Below are 18,547 nucleotides of genomic sequence, written 5' to 3'. Positions count from 1 at the left end.
CTCCCGGGTCAGGCCGGCAGGAAGTCGCCCAGCAGGGTGGCGAACTCGTCCGGGTCCACCAGGCGGATGCCCAGCTCCTCGGCCTTCGTCCGCTTGGAGCCTGCCTTCTCGCCCGCGACGACCAGGCCGGTGCGCTTGGAGACGCTGGACGAGGACTTGCCGCCCGCGCGCTCGATCAGTTCGTTCATCTGATTGCGGCTCAGTGCCTCCAGCGGGCCGGTCATGGCACCCGTGACGACCACCGACAGGCCCGCGAGCGGCCCGGCCGCCTCGGCGGTGGCGGCCTCGGACGCGGACTCCGTCCCGGTGCCGGGCGGGGGCGGCGGGGTGGCTCCGGGCTCGGTCATGTTCACCCCGGCGGCGACGAGCTTGTCGACGACCGCTGCGAGCTCCGCCAGTTCGGCGACGATGACCGGCGCCTTCTCCGCACCGATTCCGTCGACCTGCTGCATCGCCTCCGCGTCGGCCGCCCGGACGGCGTCCATGGTGGCGAAGTGGCGGGCTATGCGACGGGACATGGAGCGTCCCGTCCCCCGGATGCCGAGGGCGCACAGCACACGTCCGAGCGGCCGGGTGCGCGCGGTGGCGATCGCGGCAAGGAGATTGTCCGTGCTGGTCTCCCCCATCCGGTCCAGGCCGAGCAGCTGCTCGCGGGTGAGGGTGAACAGATCGGCCACGTCCGCGACCAGGGCGGCGTCCACGAGCTGGACGATCCGGCTCGCGCCGAGCCCCTCGATGTCGAGCTGGTCGCGGCCCACGGCGTACGAAAGGGAGGCCACGAGGTGGCAGTCGCGTCCGCGGGCGCACCGCCAGCGCTGCTCGCTGCGGTCGATCTCCGAGCCGCACTGCGGGCAGGCCTCGGGGAAACCGATCGGCTCCTCCTCGCCGGTCCGCAGGTGTGCGACGGGCGCTTCGACCCGCGGAATGATGTCGCCCGCCTTGTAGACCATCACGTGGTCGCCCACGCGAAGATCACGGCGGGTGATGTCGGAAGGGTTGTGCAGCGTGGCGTACGTGACCGTGCTGCCGTCGATCTCCACCGGCTCCAGGACGGCGCGGGGCGCGATGATGCCCGTGCGGCCCACGTTCCATTCGACCCCGACCAGTCGGGTGACCTTCTCCACGGCCGGGAGCTTGTACGCGATCGCCCAGCGCGGCGCGCGGGAGCCCGAGCCGGCCTCGCGCCGGTCGGCCGCGACATCGGCCTTGATCACGATCCCGTCGATACCGAAGGGCAGTTCGGCCCGCAGGGTCGCGATCTCGGCGACGCGGGCCAGTACCTCCTCCGTGCCCGTGACCGCACGGCCGGGCACGGCGGTGGCGCCCGAGGTGTGCAGGCCGAGGGCGACCGCCCGTGCGATCAGCTCGCTGTGGGCGAGCTCGTCCAGGCCGTCCGGGTCCGCCGCGGGCCCGTCCGCGTCGGCCGCGGCCAGCGGCAGCATGTCGTAGGCGAAGAAGGTCATCTCCACGCGGTACGGACGGTCCTTGGCGCGCAGTGTCCCGGCCGCCGCGTTGCGCGGGTTGGCGAAGGGCTCGCCGCCGTGGGCGACCCGTACCGGGTTGGCCGCCTCGAACTGCTCGGTGGTCATCAGCACCTCGCCGCGTATCTCGACCGTGACGGGCTCCCTGAGTCGCTCCGGCAGCCCGACGATCGTGCCTCGCGCGTGCGACACGTCCTCGCCGGCCGTTCCGTCGCCCCGTGTGACGAGCCGGGTCAGCCGCCCTCGCTCGTAGCGCGCGGCGATCGCCAGTCCGTCGAGCTTCGGCTCCACGCTCCACCGCTCGACCACGCGGCCGATCCGGCGCTCCAGGGACGCGGCCCAGGTCGTGAACTGCTCGGCCGAGAAGACGTTGTCGAGCGAGAGCATCGGCCGGGTGTGCGGGACGTCGCCCTCCGCCGCGCCCCCGGCGACCTTGCCCGTCGGGGAGTCCGCGCGCACCTGGTCGGGGTGGGCGGACTCCCATGCGGCTATCGCCCGGCCGAGGCGGTCATAGGCGTCGTCGTCGAGCGGGGACGTGCCACCCGCGTAGTAGGCGGCGGCTGCCTGCTTGGCTTCCTCGACAGCCTGCGCGTACGCGGCGGCATCGGCAAGAACCGGAGTCGTTGTCATGGGTACATCGTGCCGGGCACCACTGACAATCGGCCCTGGCCGGTCAGCTGCCGCCGAGCGCCCGCTTCAGTTCCGCCTTGTCCATGGACGAGCGGCCGTGGATGTTGCGCCGCTGCGCCTCGGCGTAGAGCTGGTCGTACGTCGGACCCTGGGAGCCGCTGTGGGAGCGCAGGCCGCCGCGTCGGGAGGAGGACATGTCCTCCGTGGAGCTCTTGCTCGCGGTCTTCGACTCGCCGGCGCGGGCCCGTTCCTTGTTCACGGTGCGCGCCGCGATCTCCTTGGCGCGCTTCTCGCCCTCGCCTCGGTCCTTCGCGCTCTCCTTGATGTGCTCGTACTGCCGTTCCCTCTTGGGGCTCGATCCACGGGGCATGGCGCGCCTCTCTTCCGTGATTCCGTGATTCCGTGAGGCCCGGATACAGGACGGGAAGGAACACCAGTCCGTTCCGTCCGGGCGGGTACCCGGGGGCTCGGGTTCAGACACCCGAGGGGGGCCGACCGGTAGAATCCTGAGCGGACGCGATCATTCCGGACAACCACTCGGTGGAGGGACGGGAGGAGCCGTGACGACGCCTGCGGCGGAAGCTCCGGAGCCCGGCATCAGCGGTCTCTCGGCCGAGAACAGGCGGCTGCGTGCCGAGCTCACCCGGCGGCATCTCGTCGACCTGGCCACGGGTGTTCTCGCGGCCCAGCTGGGCGCGTCCCCGGCCGATGCGGCGGAGCACCTGGATTCCCTCGCCCACGCCACGGGCCTCGGCATCGAGGATCTCGCCGCCGACATCGTCAACGCCGTCGGCGGTACGACGGCCGAGAGACTCGCACGGACCGGCTCCGCAGCAGCCGAGGCCACAGCCGCGCCCCTTGTCGCCCCGCCGGACGAGTCCGCGGCCCCTCCCGTCGTGTTCAGTACCCCCGACGAGCGGCGCGCACGGCGCGCGGCCACGGCTGCCGAGACGAAGGACACCGTCGGCGAGGCGGCCCAGGCGCTCCTGGAGGGCGGTCTCGTACCGCTCGGCGCGGGGAGCCTGTGGCTGTGGCGACGCGACGCGTGGGGGTGCCTGCGGCTGGCCGGACACGCGGGCGTCGGGGCCGCGGAGGCGGCCGCCTGGCAGTGGATCCCTCCCGCGGCGCCCCCCGCGTTCCGCTCGGCGCTCACCGACGGTTCGCCGGTCTGGCTGGACTCCGGCCCCGAGAACGGCGAGGTTCTGCCCGGGCCCGCGCCCCACGCGGCGCGGGCGCTGCTCCCCCTGCGCCTGCGCGGTACGACGGTGGGCCTGGCGCTGGTCGCCTGGCCCGGCCCGAACCCCTTCGACGAGCCGCTGCGCAGGGCTCTGGTGGGCCTGACGGACGTGGCCGGCACCGTCCTCGACGCGGCCGACTCGTCCCCGTCCGCCGCACCGGTCCTCGTGGACGTCCTGGACGCCCTCGTGCATCCCGCGATGCTCCTCAAGGTCGGCCCGGCCGTCGCACCGCCGACCGTCGAGCACCTCAACGACTCCGCCGTGGCGACGCTCGGCGGCGCCCCTCCCGCCGAGGACCGTTCCCTGGTGCTCGTCCTCCCCCGGCTCCACGCGGACCTCGCCCATCTCGCACGACGCGCGCACCGGACCGGGCGCACCCAGCGGGTCGCCCGGCTGCCCGCGTCCATGGCCGCCGAGCCGGGTGATCCGGCGCCCCTGCTCGACGTGCGCGTGCTGCCCGCCGGCGACGAGCGGGCCGTGGTGCTGTGGCACGACACCACCGATCCGGGGCTGGCCTCGGAGCGCGCCGTGTCCAGGCTGCAGAGCGTGGCCCTCTTCCAGGACAGCCTGACGGGCGGCGACACGGTGTGGTCGGAGCAGGCGTACGCCGTCTTCGGCCGGGGCCGTGACGAGCCACCCGTACCCCTGCTGGGGCTGCGGGGGCTGGTGCACCCGGAGGACGGGGAGGCCTTGACCGAGCTGCTCAGGACGCTGGTGGAGCGTCGCACCGGCGCGCAGACGGTCCTGCGGATCGTGCTCGAGGACCGGGCCGTACGCCACGTCCGGGTGGCGGCGGAGCCTCTCATCGACGCAGGCTCGGTCATCGGTCTCGCCGGGGTGTACCAGGACGTCTCGGCGAGCCGGCGCACCGAGGCCGCGCTGACCGCGACGTTCGACCAGCTCACCGAGGTACGGACCCAGGCCGAGCTCCGGCACCAGTTGGCCCTGCAGCTCCAGCAGGCGATCGTGCCCGAGGTCCCCGATCTTCAGGAGCTGCCGGACTTGATGGTGGCGGCCCGCTACCGGCCGGCTACCGAGGAGTACCGGGTCGGTGGCGACTGGTACGACGTCCAGCCACTGCCCAGCGGCAAGGTCCTCGTGACGGTCGGCGACGTGGCGGGCCACGGCATCGACTCGGTCACCGGCATGGTGGCGCTGCGCAACGCCCAGCGCGGCCTGGCGTGCACCGGCGAGTCACCGAGACGGCTGATGGAGTGGCTCAACGAGATGACGCTGCGCACCAGCGGACAGCCCACGGCGACCGCGGTCTGCGCCCTGTACGACCCCGAGGATCGCGGCCTGGTCTGGTCGAGCGCCGGGCACCTGCCGATGCTGCTTCTGCGCGACGGCGCGGCGCAGCTCCTCGAACCGCCGCACGACCTCCTGCTGGGCGCGGTGCCCTCGTACGCGTACCAGGAGCGCCACACCGCCCTGCGGCCCGGCGACACACTGCTGCTCTTCACGGACGGGCTGGTCGAACGGCGCCACGACGGCCTCGACCACGGGCTCGCGCAGCTCGCCGCGGCGGCCGAACGGCTCACCGGCTACCCGCCGAACGAGCAGGTGGAACGGCTTCTCGAGGCGGCCACCGGCGACACGGACGACGACACGAGCATCGTCGCGGTGCTCGTACGGTGACGGTGTGCGCGGGGGTACCGGCGCGCGAGGAACGTGGCGCTCGACGGCCTCACGTGGCCAGCCACTGCCGGACCTTGGCCATGAGCTCTTCGGCGTCGACGGGCTTGGCCACGTAGTCGCTGGCCCCGGCCGCCAAGGCGCGGGCCCGGTCGCCGGGCATGGCCTTGGCGGTGACGGCGATGACGGGCAGGTGGGCGCGGCCGGGCAGCTTCCGGATGGCGTCGGTGGTGGCGTACCCGTCCATGCCGGCCATCATGACGTCCATCAGGACGAGTTCGACCTCGGGGTGGGACGCCAACAGGTCGAGGCCGGCGCGGCCGCTGTCGGCCTGGAGCACCAGGACGCCGTGGCCCACCAGCACTTCCGTGAGCGCGTAGACGTTGCGCACGTCGTCATCGACCACGAGGACGGTGTGGCCCGCCGCCCAAGGGTCGTGACCGCCGGGGGCGTGGGCACTGCCGGTCCCCGCGGCCTCGTACGTGCCGGCGTCGGCGGCCACCTCCTCGGTCCCGGTCGGTACGCCCGACGAAGCAGTGCGAGGGGCGGGCAGGTAGAAGGTGAAGCGGCTGCCCTCACCGGGCGTCGAGCGGACGTCGATGGCGCCGCCGAGGAGGCCGGCGACCTCACGGCTGATGGAGAGCCCGAGCCCGGTGCCTCCGTAGCGGCGAGCCGTGGTGCCGTCGCCCTGCTGGAAGGCTCCGAAGATGCCTTCGAGGCGTTCGGCGGGGATTCCCACCCCGCTGTCGGTGACATGGAAGGCGAGCACCGGTCCGCTCGCGCGCATCGTGGCCGGTGGTTCGTCCCCTTCGGCGTACTCGATCGTCAGGTCCACCCCGCCCTCGTCGGTGAACTTCAGCGCGTTGGAGAGCAGGTTGCGCAGGATCTGCCGCAGCCGGGACTCGTCGGTGGTGAGTTCCTCGGGCACGTCCGAGGAGACCGTGACCGAGAAGCTCAGCCCGCGCTCGTCCGCCACCGGTCCGAAGGTGGCCTCCAGATACTCCAGGAGTTGGTGGAGCGGGAACCGTTCGGGGCGGATGTCCATCTTGCCCGCCTCGACCTTGGACAGGTCGAGGATGTCGTTGATCAGCTGGAGCAGGTCGGAGCCCGCGGAGTGGATGACCTCGGCGTAGTCGACCTGCTTCTCCGACAGATTCCCCTGCGGATTCTGGGCGAGCAACCGGGCCAGGATCAGCAGGCTGTTCAGCGGGGTGCGCAGCTCATGGCTCATGTTGGCCAGGAACTCGGACTTGTACATGGACGTGCGGGACAGCTGCTGTGCGCGCGCCTCCAGCTCCTGGCGGGCCTGTTCGATGACGAGGTTCTTGGACTCGATGTCCTTGTTGCGTTCGGCGAGCAGCGCCGCCTTCTCCTTCAGTTCGGCGTTGGAGCGCTGCAGTTCCTGCTGCCGTGCCTGCAACTCCTGGGAGCTGGATCGCAGTTCATCGGTGAGCCGCTGGGACTGGGCGAGGAGTTCGTCGGTGCGGAGGTTGGCGACGAGCGAACTCACGACAGCTCCCGCGGTGTCCACGAACCGTTCCAGGAAGTCGCGGTGGATGGCGGTGAAGGGCTGGAGCGAGGCGAGTTCGACGGCGCCGAGGACCTGGTCCTCGACGACGATGGGCAGGATGATCAGCATGGCCGGTTCACCGGAGCCCGCCGCGGAGGAGACCGTGGCGTATCCGACCGGCAGCCGCTCCACGACGACCGTGCGCCGGTCCTGGGCTGCCTGGCCGACGAGGGACTGGCCGAGCCGGAAGCGGCGGGGCGGCGTGGCGGGTTCCTCGGGTGCTCCGTACGACGCGGTCACGACGAGTTCGGTGCCGCGCGCGTCGTGGCGGGCGAGGAAGAAGGCGCCGTACTGCGCGGAGACCAGCGGCGGCACCTCGGTCATGATGAGTTCGGCGATGTCGGTCAGGGTGCGAGTGCCCTGCATGAGCGCGGCGATCCGGGCGATGTTCGTCTTGAGCCAGTCCTGCTCCTCGTTGGCGCGGGTGGTGGCCCGCAGTGATTCGACCATCGCGTTGATGTTGTCCCGCAGCTCGCCGACCTCGCCGGGGGCGTCGACCGTGATGGAGCGGGTGAGGTCGCCCTCGGCGACGGCGCCGGTGACCTCGGCGATGGCGCGGACCTGCCGGGTCAGGTTTCCGGCGAGTTCGTTGACGTTCTCGGTGAGCCGCTTCCAGGTGCCGGAGACGCCTTCGACCTCGGCCTGGCCGCCGAGCTTGCCCTCCGTACCCACCTCGCGGGCCACGCGCGTGACCTCGGCGGCGAAGGATGACAGCTGGTCGACCATGGTGTTGATGGTGGTCTTGAGCTCCAGGATCTCGCCGCGCGCGGACACGTCGATGCGGCTCGTCAGATCGCCCTGCGCGACGGCCGTGGTCACCTGGGCGATGTTGCGCACCTGGTTGGTGAGGTTGTCGGCCATGGAGTTGACGTTGTCCGTGAGGTCCTTCCAGGTGCCGGAGACGCCGAGCACCGTGGCCTGGCCGCCGAGCTTGCCCTCCGTACCGACCTCGCGGGCGACCCTGGTGACCTCCTCGGCGAAGGAGGACAGCCGGTCCACCATGGTGTTGATGGTCTCCTTCAGCTCCAGGATCTCGCCGCGCGCGTCGACCCGGATCTTCCGCGTGAGGTCGCCGAGGGCGACGGCGGTCGCGACCTGGGCGATGGATCTGACCTGGGACGTCAGGTTGTCTGCCATGGTGTTCACACCGGAGGTCAGCTCGCGCCACACGCCGCTCACCCGCGGCTCGCGCGCCCGGCCACCCAGCAGGCCCTGCCCGCCGACCTCGCTGGCGACACGGGTGACCTCGGAGGTGACCAGGGACAGCTGGTCGACCATGTCGTTGTAGACGGCCGCGATCTCACCGAGGATGCCTCCGGCGGAGTCCGGGAGACGGACGGAGAGATCACCGTCCCGTACGGCGGTGAGCCCGGCCAGGAGCTTTCCCAGCCCGTCCTCGCCCAGGTGCTCCGGCGGCACGCGAGGCTCGGACGCGGGCGGTCGGGGGGAACTCTCCATCGCGGACCTCGCGCGGCAGGGAGACGGCAGGGACGCGGATCGGGTCCCGCCGCGGATCCGGGGTGGTGCGCCCGCGACGGCCCCCGCCCCGCTCCTCCACTCTAGGCACGGCGAGGGCGGGCGGCAGCGTCTGTGGGGGCGGCGCCGGCCGGCGAGGGGGCGTCCTCCACGGCAGGGACCGACGTCAGCTTCATCTCGAACCAGACCGCCTTGCCCTCACCGCGCCGGAGCGAGCCCCACGCCGAGGAGAGGCGTTCGAGCAGATAGAGCCCGTGTCCCGAGGATCGGCTCGCGATGTGCGGGCCGTGGGGCCGCGGACGTACGGGACTCGTGTCGCTGACCTGCACCCACAGCCGCCCGTCGGTGCGGTCGAGACGGAGTTCGTACGGAGTGCCACCGTGGGTGTACGCGTTGGTGACGACCTCCGAGACGAGCAGCAGGACGTCCTCCACGAGGACCTCCTGCGCGCCTCCCACCGGGCCGAACCAGTCGAGCAACGCCCGGCGGGTGAGGTCGCGGCACTCGCCCACCACGCCGGGGCCGTCGGGCAAGGCGTACTGGAGTGCCGTTGTCGTCATGGGACACGACTGCCCGGACAGACAGTGTCAAACCACGACCAAAGGGAATGGTTCTCTACAGGACGCTCGAACGACGGACCCCCGCCGCCCCCACGGCGGCGAAGGCCCACGCCACCCGTCGAGGGAGCCTTTTATGTCCACCCGTAGCAAGCCCTGCGGCAAGCCGTCGTCCACGGAGCCGGCCGCCGTGCGCCGCCGTGCGCTGGACGGTCTGCCCGAGATCGACCGGCCCACCGAGGTGAGCACGACGGACGCCCAGACCCTGTCCACGGCGCTCTTCACCCGCCTGGGCAGCCTGGAGGAAGGCACTCCCGAGCACGCGTACGTACGGAACACGCTGGTGGAGCTGAATCTCAGCCTCGTGAAGTTCGCGGCCCGCCGCTTCCGGAACCGGGCCGAGCCGACGGAGGACATCGTCCAGGTCGGCACGATCGGCCTGATCAAGGCGATCGACCGGTTCGAGGTCGGCCGGAACGTGGAGTTCTCGGCGTTCGCGCTGCCCACGATCGTCGGCGAGATGAAGCGCTTCTTCCGGGACACCAGCTGGTCCGTCCAGGTACCGCGGCGGCTCCAAGAGCTGCGCATCGAGCTGGCGAAGGCCGTCGACACCCTGGAGCAGCGGCTCGGCCGGCGCCCGAGCAGGGCCGAGCTGGCCGCGCATCTGCACATCGACGAGGAGAAGGTGGCGGAGGGCGAACAGGCGTCGAACGGCTACGTCGCCCGCTCGCTCGACACTCCGACCGGCGACGACGAGTCTTCCCTCACGGCGGGCGCCCGGCGCCTCGGCGAGGAGGAGCACGCGTTCGAGCTGATCGACTCCCTGGAGTCGCTGAAACCACTGATCGCAGGACTGGACGCGCGGGACCGCACGATCCTCGCGCTGCGCTTCGGCGACGAGCTGACCCAGGCGGAGATCGGCGAGCGGCTCGGCCTCTCGCAGATGCACATCTCCCGGCTACTGGCCCGGATCCTGGACGAGCTCAGGACGGGCTTGCTGGAGGACCGCGACAGCGCTCGACGGGTGTCGACGGAGTAGCGGGGCGGCGGTAGGCGGCGGGGCGCCGCGGGCGGTGTCACGGTCTGCCGTCCCCGCGCCACGGCGGTCGGGACGGGCGGCCGACCTCCAGCCACACGACCTTGCCCGCGTCGACGGAGTAGCACGGCGGTCGGCGGCGGGGCGCCGCGGGCGGTGTCACGGCCGCCCGTCCCCGCGCCACGGCGGTCGGGACGGGCGGCCGACCTCCAGCCACACGACCTTGCCGCGCTCGCGCGGCTCCGACCCCCAGTCCCCCGCGAGCCGGTCCAGGACCATCAGCCCGTGACCGCCCGGCAGCGATGGCGCTCGGGGCTGTCGCCGCCTGGGGTGCTCCGGGTTCGCGTCGGAGACCTCGACCCGCAGGCGGTCCTGGCGGTGGCGGAGAACCAGTTCCTCGGGGCCTCCCGCATGGAGGCAGGCGTTGGTGACCACCTCCGAGACCAGAAGCAGCACGTCGTCCGCCCGCTCCCGGGCCTCGTCGTCCTCGGCCGGGAGCCAGCCCCAGTCGGTGAGGGCGTCCGCGGTGAAGTCGCGACAGCGCATCACTACGCCCTTGGTCCCGAACAGCACGAGCCTTCGGACCTGGTCTTCCTCCACGGTTTCCTTGCCCACCGCTCCCTCCGCGATCGCCCCGCCTAGCCGTCCGCCCGTCGATCCGTGAGCGCCTCGGCCACGTTCTCGTACACGCGGAAAACGGTCCGCGCTCCCGTGATCTCGAACATCCGGGCCACCGGCGGTCGTAGCCCGGCCAGCTCCAGGCGGCCGCCGGCCTCCATCGCGTGGAGACGGGCCCGCAGCAGGACGTTCAGGCCGGTCGAGTCGCAGAACCGCAGCCCCTCGCAGTCGACCAGGATCCGCACCGCTCCGTTTCGCCCCTCGAGCTCCCCGCGCAGCGCGTCCGCGGTGTCGTGGTCGAGCTCCCCCGTGAGGGCAAGCACCACGACTCCGGGCTGCGGCCCGGGCGCCGCTGTGACGGTGAACCGCTCCGACGCCATCGGGTCACCCGCCTCCCTCCGCTTCCGTACAGGGGCATCTACCCCACTCATGCCCCGGAACTCTCCTTTTGCCCCACGCGCCCGCCTACTCGCTCACCCGATCGCCGACCCCACGCCACCCGCTCACTCGCTCACTCAGTCCCTCACGCGCCGGGCATCCCTTCGAGTGTTTGCCGGGACGCGGGGCTCGCCTTGGCCACGTACCGCTCGGCGGCGAAGACAGCCTCACGCGCCGTCCGCTCGCCCATCAGCACACACAGCGTGTAGGCCGTGTCCTCGAAGCGCCTGCGGACCGACAGGTCGCCCGGCCTGGCCAGGACCGCGCGTTCCTGCGCCCGGTAGTGCCGCAGCAGCCGGTCGATCGTGTTTCTGTCGGGCAGCAACATCATGTCCTCCTGGCACACACCCCCTCCGCTCCGTTGCTCCATATTCGGGTCACTCCTTCACCCGCGCGACCCAACCGAACACGATCCGTCATGGTGCGGCCCGGCGTGCGCGTCGGCCGGGGATGACGGAAGGTCGAAGTATGAAGGCGAGTGAGGGACTGAGGGTGGTCGTCACGGGCGCGACGGGCAATGTCGGGACGAGCCTGGTCCGGGCCCTGGAACGAGAGCCGCGGATCGCCTCCGTCCTCGGACTCGCCCGCCGCAGACCCTCGTTGACCCTGTCGAAGACCGAGTGGGCCGAGGTGGACCTGTCGCTGGAGGGCGACGAACCGCGGCTCGCGCAGTACATCGCGGACGCCGATGCGGTCGTCCATCTGGCCTGGCGCTTCCAGCCGACCCACGACGTGGCCGAGACATGGCGGGCGAACGTCCTCGGCACGCTGCGGGTACTCGACGCGGTGGCGGCGGCGCGGGTGCCCGTCCTGGTGCACGCCTCGTCGATCGGGGCCTACTCCCCCGGCCCCGGAAACGGTGCCGCCGTCTCGGAGTCCTGGCCCACGCACGGCTGGCCCGGCGCCGCCTACACCCGCGAGAAGGCCTACCTCGAACGGGTCCTGGACACCTTCGAGCGCGATCATCCGACGACGCGGGTGGTACGGATGCGGCCCTGTTTCCTCTTCAAGGAGGAGTCGGCCAGCGAGCAGCGCCGGATCTTCGCGGGCCGCTTCTTCCCGGGCGGACTGATGCGCCCCGAGCTGCTGCCACTCCTTCCCGAGCTGAAAGGGTTGCGGTTCCAGGCGCTGCACACCGACGACGCGGCCGATGCCTACTGCCGGGCGCTCGTACGTGACGTCCGGGGTGCCTTCAACCTGGCGGGGGATCCGGCGATCGACACCGCGGCCCTCGCCTCGCTCCTGGACGCCCGGGCGATCAAGGTGCCGAACGGCGCGGTACGCGGCGTGCTCTCGGCGGCCTGGAAACTGCGGGTGGCCGGCGCGTCCCCGGACCTCTTCGACGCCGTGCTGCGCCTCCCCGTGCTCGCTACCGAGCGCGCCCGCCGGGAGCTCGACTGGGCGCCGTCCATGACCCCCGTCGAGGCCTTCGGCACCTTTCTGCGGGGCGTACGCGCGGGTAGCGGGGACGCGACGGCTCCGCTCGCCGGGCGCCGCGTCGGCTGACGGGCCCGTATCGAGGCCAGGCCCGGCCCGTATCGATCGGCGGGCCGGCTCGGCCGCCCGGCCCGAGCCGGCCGGCGGGCGCTCCCGGACGCGCAGCCCGCCGCATGGGCGGGAGCGATTCGGGTAGCCGCGTTTGCGTCCCGACCCCGGCCTCGTCCGCGAGGCCCTGTCCTGAGAGACGAGCACACCATGGTTTCCCTCGCCGACCCGGCCGCGGCCGTTCCGCTCCAGGAGGGCCGTGGCGTCCGGCTGCTCGGACTGGCGCTCCGGTTCACCGGCCCGGGCGACATCTCGCTGCCGGTGCCTCCGTCGGGGGCGGCACCGGAACCCTTCACGGTGAAGGAGGGCGCGGAATTCCGCGCCGTGGTGCGCTTCCGGGTCGAGGGTCCGTCGGTGACCGGCCTGCGGGTGGTCGACCAGCGGAGCAAGGACGGCGCCGAGCTGGGCGGGGTCGATGTGGTGCTCGGGAACTTCCGGCACGGCGGGCCGTACGATCTGGAGCTCCCACCGGAGCGTGTCCCGAGCGGACCGCGGGCGCGCGGGGTCTACGACGTGTCCGCCTCGCTGGTCGACGGGGACGGCCGGGTGCTCGACCGGCGCGACTACCGCTTCGAGGTCAAGAAGGACTGGGAACCGCCCTTCGTCTGACGGTTCCGGTGCCGTCCCCTACGTGTCCTCAGACGCGGTACGCCTGCCAGTCCACGATGCTCATGGCGGCGCCCGCCGCCTCCTGACCCCGGCAGTGGGCGCGATGACGGCGCACGATGCCGTCGAGGTCGAGGTGGCGCCCGAACGCGGGCTGCGCGGCGAGGCGTTGGGCGTAGGCCCACAGTGCGGGATGGTCCGCGACACGCTCCATCGCTCCGGCGTCCAGGTGCCAGCGGTGCACGGTGTCCAGCTGGAGGAGCGTCACCCAGACGTGCACATCGGCGGCGGTGATCTCGTCGCCGAGCACGTACGCCTGTCGCTCCACCCTCCGTTCCAGCCGACCGAGGGCGGCGAGGAGAACGGTGAGCGGGTCGCGGTGCGCGGCCAGGTCGTCGAGGCCCAGCTCGCCGGCGCGCTGCGCGGCACGGTTGACGCTTCGCTCACACAGGTCGCCGATCGCCTCGATCTCGGACTCGCGGCCCGCAGGCAGCAGTTCGGGGCCGGTGCCGCGGAAGCGCAGGGCGAGGTCACGCAAGATGTCGGGGACATGGGTGCTCACGATCCGGCCGGTCCAGCCGTCACTGAGCACGGGGGCGGCGGCGGGCCCTGCGTACAGATGGGCACTGGCCTCGTACAGCGGGCGCAACGTGACGTAACCGCCGCCGGGTGTGTCGGGGGTGGCGGGCAGCAGGGTGAGGGGAAGCGTGTCCTGGAGTCCGAGCAGGCTGTGGGTGACGGCGACGCGCAGACAGCTGGGGCAGGAAAGCGCCAGATGAAGCCGGTAGCGGTGCGGAACAGCGTAGTGGCCGCTGCGTACGTCGCAGCCGATCCGGCCACGGAAGACGGGCGGTGCGACGACGGACGGGATGACGGACATGCTTCTCCCTGAGGGTGCTCGGTGCTGGGTCACGACAGCGCGCCATCGACACGCGCTCGGAGGCAGCAGAGATACGGGAAGGAGGAGAGGACGCCGCGAAGGCGGCCGCGGACTCAGCGCGCGGTGGGGACGGCGGTGCCGGTGCGCCCGAAAGGCACACGACTCGCCGCGCTGCACACACGCAGGAGGTCGATGTGGCGTCGCGAGGTCAGGGGCAGGGAGCGGGGCAGCCGGACGGTGCGAGCCGCGTCCGTTCCCGCCGTGAGCCCCATGATTCCCTACCCTTTCGCTCGGATTCCCGTCCCCGAGTGTCGGGGCGGTCACGGCCCGCGTCAAGGGTGCGGACCGCCCTGAGACCCGCGCCCGCGAGCGTACGAATCCGGTCACCGGGGTGCGGAATAATGCGGGCCATGCGCATCTCAGCCAGGGCCGACTACGCGGTGCGTGCCGCACTTCAGCTCGCCGCCGCCCAGGACACGGGGCCGTTGAAGGCCGAGGCGATCGCGGAGGTCCAGGACATCCCCCACAAGTTCCTCGAGGGGATCCTCGGCGACATGCGCCGAGGCGGTCTGGTGTTGAGTCAGCGGGGCGGGAACGGCGGGTACTGGCTGGCCAGGCCGGCCGACTCGATCTCCGTCGCGGACGTGATCCGATGTGTGGACGGCCCCCTGGTGTCGGTGCGCGGGGTGCGCCCTCCGGAGCTCTCGTACACGGGCCCGGCCGAGTCGCTGCTCACGCTGTGGATCGCGCTGCGGGCGAATGTGCGCCACGTACTGGACGGGGTGTCGCTCGCGGACGTGGCCGCGGCGAAACTGCCCGCCGGGATCTCCGAGCTGGCGGACGACCCGGAGGCATGGACGAACCCCTGACCGGCGCCCGACCCCCGCCAGCGACTCGACGACGACCCCACACCGGTCTCGCTGTGCGAGACCTCCTTGTCCACCATGCGAACGCCCCTTGAGGCCTCCGTCACCCCTCTGCCACTATCCCTAGTATTCCAGTGGGAATACTAGGGATCATGTGAGGTGACGTGAGAACGCCGAAGAAGTCAGCGATACGGCCCACCTCCGGGCCGGTCGACCGCCCGGCCGACGACGAGATCTGGCCCCGTGTCACCCGGGAACTCGCCGACGACCTCGCGGTCGACGCGCCGACCAGGGACCGCGCCGGCAAGGCCCCGTTCGACGAGGTGGCCCGACTCAGGGAAGCCGGACTGCCCGCGCTGCTCACCCCACCGGGGCCGAGCGGCCGGGGCGCCGACTGGCGGTCCGCCTGCGCGGTCATCCGCGAGATCTCGGCGGCGGACAGCTCGATCGGCGAACTCCTCGCCCACCACTACGTGTTGTCCTGGACCGCCCGCTTCCTCTCGGGTGGCGCCACGGCCTCGAGCGCCCCGGAGAACCTGGGGAACCTGGAGAACCGCACGGCACAGGAGCGGTGGCTGCTCGCCGGCGGCATCGAACCGTCCCGTACGGCCGGCCGGCCCGAGCCGACCCTCACACCGGTCGACGGCGGTCACGTTCTCGAAGGGCGCCGGTCGTTCGCCTCCGGCGTCGTCGTCGCCGATCGGCTGATCGTGGGGGCGCGGTGTACGGGGACGGGTGAGACCCTGGTCGCACTGGTGGATCCCGCGGATCCCGCGGTGTTCACCGAGGCCGCGACCGACCGGATGGGCCAGCGTCTCGCCGGCGCGGGGACCGTGACCTTCGATCAGGTCGCGGTGAGTCCCCGGGACATCCTGGGCTCGCTCTCCGGCGACGAGCACGCCGTGGCCCCTTTCACCACGCTGGCCCCGCTCGCCCGGCGACTTCTCCTGCTCCACGTGGGTCTCGGCATCGCCGAGGGAGCGCTCGCGGAGGCCCGGGACATCAGCCGCGCCACCCAGGCCGCCCCGCCGCCGACCGACGAGTACCCGGTGGGCGACGGGGAGGACCCGTATCTCCTGCTGGCGTACGGGGAGTTGGCCACGGCCGCGCACACCGCCGCGGCGGTCGTCGAGCGGGCGACGGACGCCCTGGCGCGCGGACTGCGGGCGGAGCGGTCCCTCGGCGTCGAGGAACGGGCCGACATCGCCGTACTGGTCGCCGCGGCAGAGGCGGTGACCAGCCGATCCGCGGTCCAGATCACCACACGGATACTCGAACTCGTCGCCGACACCGCGGGCGGCGGACCGGACTTCGACCGTTTCTGGCGCAACGCCCGTGCTCTCACGGCGAGTTCGTCCCCGGCACACCGCCTCCGCGACATCGGCGACCACTACCTGAACGGCACCCATCCGCGACTGACACTGCGAGCGTGAGCCCCCGCCGGGACCGTGAGGTGCCCTCCCCGGCGGCGAAGTCGGCGCCGCGGCGCCTCCGCCGGCCGGAGTCGGCCGACCCTCCCGGTGACCGGGATCACAGACACTTCCTGATCCGGCTCTCGACAAGATCAACTCGCGTATCGAGAGTCAAACTCCAATGCCCGGTGGAGACCGTTGAGTTGACCACTTCGGATCCCGGGCGCCGATCAGGGAGACAAACCGACCCTATGCGCACCCACAAGCTTGCCCGCCTGCTCACCAGCGCCGCCGTCGTCCTCGGCGTCGGTGTCGTCGCGCCGGTCGTCACCGCACCCGCCGCGTCGGCCGGCGGCTACGGCTGCACCGGTGGCCTGGTGGACAGCTACGGCATCAACGCCGACCACGGTGTGCACGCCGGCAAGAAGATCGCGGACGTCTACACCTACTGGAACGGCTCGCAGAACTGTCAGGTCGTGGTGAAGCGGGGGCCGCTCGCCGGAATCTCCACTCGTATGTCCTTCACCACGTATGCCATGACAACGAGCCGGACCATCAAGGACTGGGACGAGGACCCCGGTTACTTCAGCAGCTACGCCGGGCCGAACTGGGTGAACGGCGCCGGCCTGTGCGTCGCCGAGGAGGTCAACATGTGGGACCAGAACGGGACTCTGGCCTTCCAGGGCGGTTCGTACCGACTGCACAACTGCGGCTGACCGTCCTCCACGGCCCACCGCGCACGACGGAGGCCGCCCCGCGCATCACGCACCGGGCGGCCTCCGTCGCGTCGGCCGACCGCCGCGCGCCGGTGGTCGCCCTGCTACTCAGGGGAGGTGAGTACGTGCGCTCTGCGCCGGGGTCCGGGCGGCCGGGATGCCGGGGTCATGCCTCGGATACCACTGAAACCCGCCGCCACCCTGTTGCCGCTGGTGCTCGTGCCGGTTGCGGCATGGGCCGCCTGGCTGGGCTGGGACCAGCATCGCGACGTACACCCCGACGGGTCGGTCACCGGCCCGTACGAGGCGTGGCAGGTGATCGGGCTGGTGCTGACTCTGGTGGCGCCGGTGTACTGGGCCGCGGCCCGGCACCGGATCCCCGGCGCCGTACTCGGCACCACGGCCGGACTGACCGTCGCCGCCTTCTACGACTGGTCGGACGACTCCAGTGGCCGCTTCGTGATCGGCGTCGGCACGGTCATGGTGGGAAGCCTCGTCGGCACCTACGCTCTCTCCGCCCTGGCCGCCGCCGTCACACGGCGCGGGCGCCACGACGGCCCGACACCGACCGGCGCCTGACGCGGTCGGCCGTCGAAGCGGCGGCGCGGCCGGCGGCGCCTTCGACGACGTGGCGGAGCCGACCGTGCACATCGTCGACCGGAACCCTGACAGGACCGACCGCGGTCGTCGACCGAGCGGATGCTCTCCGCCCGCCTTCCGACGCGTCACCCTGACGATGACTCAGCGCCGGTCGAGGCGCCGCGCCCACGCGGTGCAGCGGAGGCGGCGGAACCGGGACCGACGTACCGTCATGGCGGGACCTCCGGCCGTCTCGTCGAGTGGTCGGCGGTCCCACGCTGGACGGGAGAGGGACCGGTCGACGGGCCGGGCCCGCCCACGGAGGGACGGAGTCACCCGATGAGTCGAGAGATCGTCGCAGGAGTGGACGGTTCGCCGGAGAGTCTCGCGGCGGCCGACTGGGCCGCCCGCGAGGCGCGACGCCGGCGCCTGCCCCTGCGTCTGGTCCACGCCTGGCGGTGGGAGCCCCTGGACATCCCGCTCGAGCAGGACCGGCCGAGCCAGGAACGGACGGCCGACGACGTCCTGCGGAAGGCCGAGTCGACGATCGCCGAGCGGCATCCCGGTCTCACCCTCACCGCCGAGGTGCTGCACGACACCCCGGTCGCCGCGCTGCTGAGCGTCGAGAAGGAGGCCGAGATGCTCGTCATCGGCTCGCGCGGGTACGGGGCGGTGGCCGGATTCCTGCTCGGCTCCTACGGTCAGCAGATCATCGCGGACGCCCATCGGCCGGTGGTGGCGGTACGTTCCCGGGACGGCGAGGGCAGCGGTGACCCGGAAGGCGGGGTGATCGTCGTCGGTCAGCAGGGCTCGGCGGAGGACAGCGCTCCGGCGCTGCGCTTCGCGTTCGGGACGGCGGCGGCCCGGGGCGCGTCCGTCCGCGCGGTACGAGCCTGGAACCTGCCGCCGCTGTACGCGTACAGCCCCACGTCGACGGCGCTGTCGCTCGCCGACGAGGCCGGCGGCCTGGTCCCGTACGAGGAGAAGGCGCTGCGCGAGGCGCTGGCGCCCTGGCGGGAGCGGTTCCCCGAGGTGCGGGTGGCCGAACACGTGGAGATCGGCAGCGCCGGCCAGGTACTGCTCGGCTCCTCGGGCGACGCCCGGCTCCTGGTGGTCGGCCGGCGGGCGCGGCGCCGGGCGATCGGGACCCGGATCGGTTCGGTCGCCCATGCGGCGCTGCACCTGGCGCCGTGCCCGGTTGCGGTCGTACCGCAGGAGTGAGCGGTGGCGCACCTCGTTGACGAGGCGTGTCGACAGGTGGGGG

At 72.2% G+C, this 18,547-nt stretch carries 17 protein-coding genes; 9 read left to right on the top strand and 8 right to left on the bottom strand.

The annotated features are described in order from the left end of the window. Positions 1–8: 8 nt before the first annotated feature. Positions 9–2,111, bottom strand: coding sequence for an NAD-dependent DNA ligase LigA (gene ligA / locus ACZ561_RS02195; protein WP_470988507.1), 2,103 nt, complete (start codon positions 2,109–2,111; stop codon positions 9–11). A gap of 43 nt (positions 2,112–2,154) precedes the next feature. Then, positions 2,155–2,481, bottom strand: coding sequence for a plasmid stabilization protein (locus ACZ561_RS02190; protein ID WP_470988504.1), 327 nt, complete (start codon positions 2,479–2,481; stop codon positions 2,155–2,157). Positions 2,482–2,671: 190 nt separating this feature from the next. On the opposite strand from ACZ561_RS02190, the gene ACZ561_RS02185 reads away from it, so the two are divergent. Then, positions 2,672–4,987 (top strand): SpoIIE family protein phosphatase, encoded by a 2,316-nt coding sequence (locus ACZ561_RS02185; protein WP_470988502.1) that lies wholly within the window; start codon positions 2,672–2,674, stop codon positions 4,985–4,987. Between the two features lie 49 nt (positions 4,988–5,036). Here the strand turns inward: ACZ561_RS02185 and ACZ561_RS02180 are convergent, their stop codons facing one another. After that, positions 5,037–8,012 (bottom strand): hybrid sensor histidine kinase/response regulator, encoded by a 2,976-nt coding sequence (locus ACZ561_RS02180; RefSeq protein WP_470988500.1) that lies wholly within the window; start codon positions 8,010–8,012, stop codon positions 5,037–5,039. Between the two features lie 101 nt (positions 8,013–8,113). Next, complete coding sequence (locus ACZ561_RS02175; RefSeq protein ID WP_470988497.1) at positions 8,114–8,590, bottom strand: ATP-binding protein; 477 nt, start codon at positions 8,588–8,590, stop codon at positions 8,114–8,116. Positions 8,591–8,723: 133 nt separating this feature from the next. On the opposite strand from ACZ561_RS02175, the gene ACZ561_RS02170 reads away from it, so the two are divergent. Then, positions 8,724–9,626: a SigB/SigF/SigG family RNA polymerase sigma factor gene (locus ACZ561_RS02170; RefSeq protein ID WP_470988495.1), complete on the top strand. Its 903-nt coding sequence runs from the start codon at positions 8,724–8,726 to the stop codon at positions 9,624–9,626. 156 nt (positions 9,627–9,782) lie between these two features. Here the strand turns inward: ACZ561_RS02170 and ACZ561_RS02165 are convergent, their stop codons facing one another. The 3 genes from ACZ561_RS02165 to ACZ561_RS02155 all read right to left on the bottom strand — a co-directional run bounded on the left by ACZ561_RS02165 (position 9,783) and on the right by ACZ561_RS02155 (position 11,049). Beyond that, entirely contained in the window at positions 9,783–10,238 is a 456-nt protein-coding gene (locus ACZ561_RS02165; RefSeq protein WP_470988492.1) for an ATP-binding protein, read from the bottom strand. Positions 10,239–10,261: 23 nt separating this feature from the next. Further along, positions 10,262–10,621 carry an STAS domain-containing protein gene (locus tag ACZ561_RS02160; protein WP_470990014.1) on the bottom strand — a complete coding sequence of 120 codons (360 nt, stop codon included), beginning with the start codon at positions 10,619–10,621 and terminating at the stop codon, positions 10,262–10,264. A gap of 143 nt (positions 10,622–10,764) precedes the next feature. Beyond that, on the bottom strand, positions 10,765–11,049 hold the full coding sequence (locus ACZ561_RS02155; RefSeq protein ID WP_470988490.1) for a DUF5133 domain-containing protein: 285 nt from the start codon (positions 11,047–11,049) through the stop codon (positions 10,765–10,767). 98 nt (positions 11,050–11,147) lie between these two features. Here ACZ561_RS02155 and ACZ561_RS02150 point away from each other — a divergent pair, with 98 nt between their 5' ends. Next, positions 11,148–12,185, top strand: coding sequence for an NAD-dependent epimerase/dehydratase family protein (locus ACZ561_RS02150; RefSeq protein WP_470988488.1), 1,038 nt, complete (start codon positions 11,148–11,150; stop codon positions 12,183–12,185). A gap of 189 nt (positions 12,186–12,374) precedes the next feature. Next, the gene (locus tag ACZ561_RS02145) at positions 12,375–12,833 is read left to right on the top strand and encodes a rho GDP-dissociation inhibitor (RefSeq protein ID WP_470988486.1); all 459 of its coding nucleotides are present in this window, start codon (positions 12,375–12,377) and stop codon (positions 12,831–12,833) included. Between the two features lie 28 nt (positions 12,834–12,861). Here ACZ561_RS02145 and ACZ561_RS02140 read toward each other — a convergent pair whose 3' ends face one another. Then, positions 12,862–13,710 (bottom strand): glutathione S-transferase C-terminal domain-containing protein, encoded by an 849-nt coding sequence (locus tag ACZ561_RS02140; RefSeq protein ID WP_470988483.1) that lies wholly within the window; start codon positions 13,708–13,710, stop codon positions 12,862–12,864. A gap of 410 nt (positions 13,711–14,120) precedes the next feature. On the opposite strand from ACZ561_RS02140, the gene ACZ561_RS02135 reads away from it, so the two are divergent. The 5 genes from ACZ561_RS02135 to ACZ561_RS02115 all read left to right on the top strand — a co-directional run bounded on the left by ACZ561_RS02135 (position 14,121) and on the right by ACZ561_RS02115 (position 18,504). Next, complete coding sequence (locus ACZ561_RS02135) at positions 14,121–14,579, top strand: RrF2 family transcriptional regulator (protein WP_470988481.1); 459 nt, start codon at positions 14,121–14,123, stop codon at positions 14,577–14,579. Between the two features lie 161 nt (positions 14,580–14,740). Next, the gene (locus ACZ561_RS02130) at positions 14,741–16,009 is read left to right on the top strand and encodes an acyl-CoA dehydrogenase family protein (RefSeq protein ID WP_470988479.1); all 1,269 of its coding nucleotides are present in this window, start codon (positions 14,741–14,743) and stop codon (positions 16,007–16,009) included. A 230-nt stretch (positions 16,010–16,239) separates the two neighbouring features. Beyond that, a complete protein-coding gene (locus ACZ561_RS02125; protein ID WP_470988477.1) occupies positions 16,240–16,704 on the top strand; it encodes a hypothetical protein in 465 nt (154 codons plus the stop codon). A 168-nt stretch (positions 16,705–16,872) separates the two neighbouring features. Then, entirely contained in the window at positions 16,873–17,283 is a 411-nt protein-coding gene (locus ACZ561_RS02120; protein ID WP_470988474.1) for a hypothetical protein, read from the top strand. 339 nt (positions 17,284–17,622) lie between these two features. Beyond that, positions 17,623–18,504: a universal stress protein gene (locus ACZ561_RS02115; protein ID WP_470988472.1), complete on the top strand. Its 882-nt coding sequence runs from the start codon at positions 17,623–17,625 to the stop codon at positions 18,502–18,504. Positions 18,505–18,547: the final 43 nt, after the last annotated feature.

Source organism: Streptomyces sp. NPDC039609 (assembly GCF_055596705.1).
This window is presented reverse-complemented; position numbering and strand designations above follow the sequence as displayed.

Excerpts from the sequence above, each read along its gene's own strand:
- ACZ561_RS02150 (WP_470988488.1), top strand. The coding sequence starts at position 11,148 with ATGAAGGCGAGTGAGGGACTGAGGGTGGTCGTCACGGGCGCGACGGGC.
- ACZ561_RS02120 (WP_470988474.1), top strand. The coding sequence starts at position 16,873 with ATGCCTCGGATACCACTGAAACCCGCCGCCACCCTGTTGCCGCTGGTG.
- ligA (WP_470988507.1), bottom strand. The coding sequence starts at position 2,111 with ATGACAACGACTCCGGTTCTTGCCGATGCCGCCGCGTACGCGCAGGCT.
- ACZ561_RS02115 (WP_470988472.1), top strand. The coding sequence starts at position 17,623 with ATGAGTCGAGAGATCGTCGCAGGAGTGGACGGTTCGCCGGAGAGTCTC.
- ACZ561_RS02125 (WP_470988477.1), top strand. The coding sequence starts at position 16,240 with ATGCGCACCCACAAGCTTGCCCGCCTGCTCACCAGCGCCGCCGTCGTC.
- ACZ561_RS02180 (WP_470988500.1), bottom strand. The coding sequence starts at position 8,012 with ATGGAGAGTTCCCCCCGACCGCCCGCGTCCGAGCCTCGCGTGCCGCCG.
- ACZ561_RS02155 (WP_470988490.1), bottom strand. The coding sequence starts at position 11,049 with ATGGAGCAACGGAGCGGAGGGGGTGTGTGCCAGGAGGACATGATGTTG.
- ACZ561_RS02190 (WP_470988504.1), bottom strand. The coding sequence starts at position 2,481 with ATGCCCCGTGGATCGAGCCCCAAGAGGGAACGGCAGTACGAGCACATC.
- ACZ561_RS02175 (WP_470988497.1), bottom strand. The coding sequence starts at position 8,590 with ATGACGACAACGGCACTCCAGTACGCCTTGCCCGACGGCCCCGGCGTG.
- ACZ561_RS02170 (WP_470988495.1), top strand. The coding sequence starts at position 8,724 with ATGTCCACCCGTAGCAAGCCCTGCGGCAAGCCGTCGTCCACGGAGCCG.
- ACZ561_RS02160 (WP_470990014.1), bottom strand. The coding sequence starts at position 10,621 with ATGGCGTCGGAGCGGTTCACCGTCACAGCGGCGCCCGGGCCGCAGCCC.
- ACZ561_RS02140 (WP_470988483.1), bottom strand. The coding sequence starts at position 13,710 with ATGTCCGTCATCCCGTCCGTCGTCGCACCGCCCGTCTTCCGTGGCCGG.
- ACZ561_RS02145 (WP_470988486.1), top strand. The coding sequence starts at position 12,375 with ATGGTTTCCCTCGCCGACCCGGCCGCGGCCGTTCCGCTCCAGGAGGGC.
- ACZ561_RS02135 (WP_470988481.1), top strand. The coding sequence starts at position 14,121 with ATGCGCATCTCAGCCAGGGCCGACTACGCGGTGCGTGCCGCACTTCAG.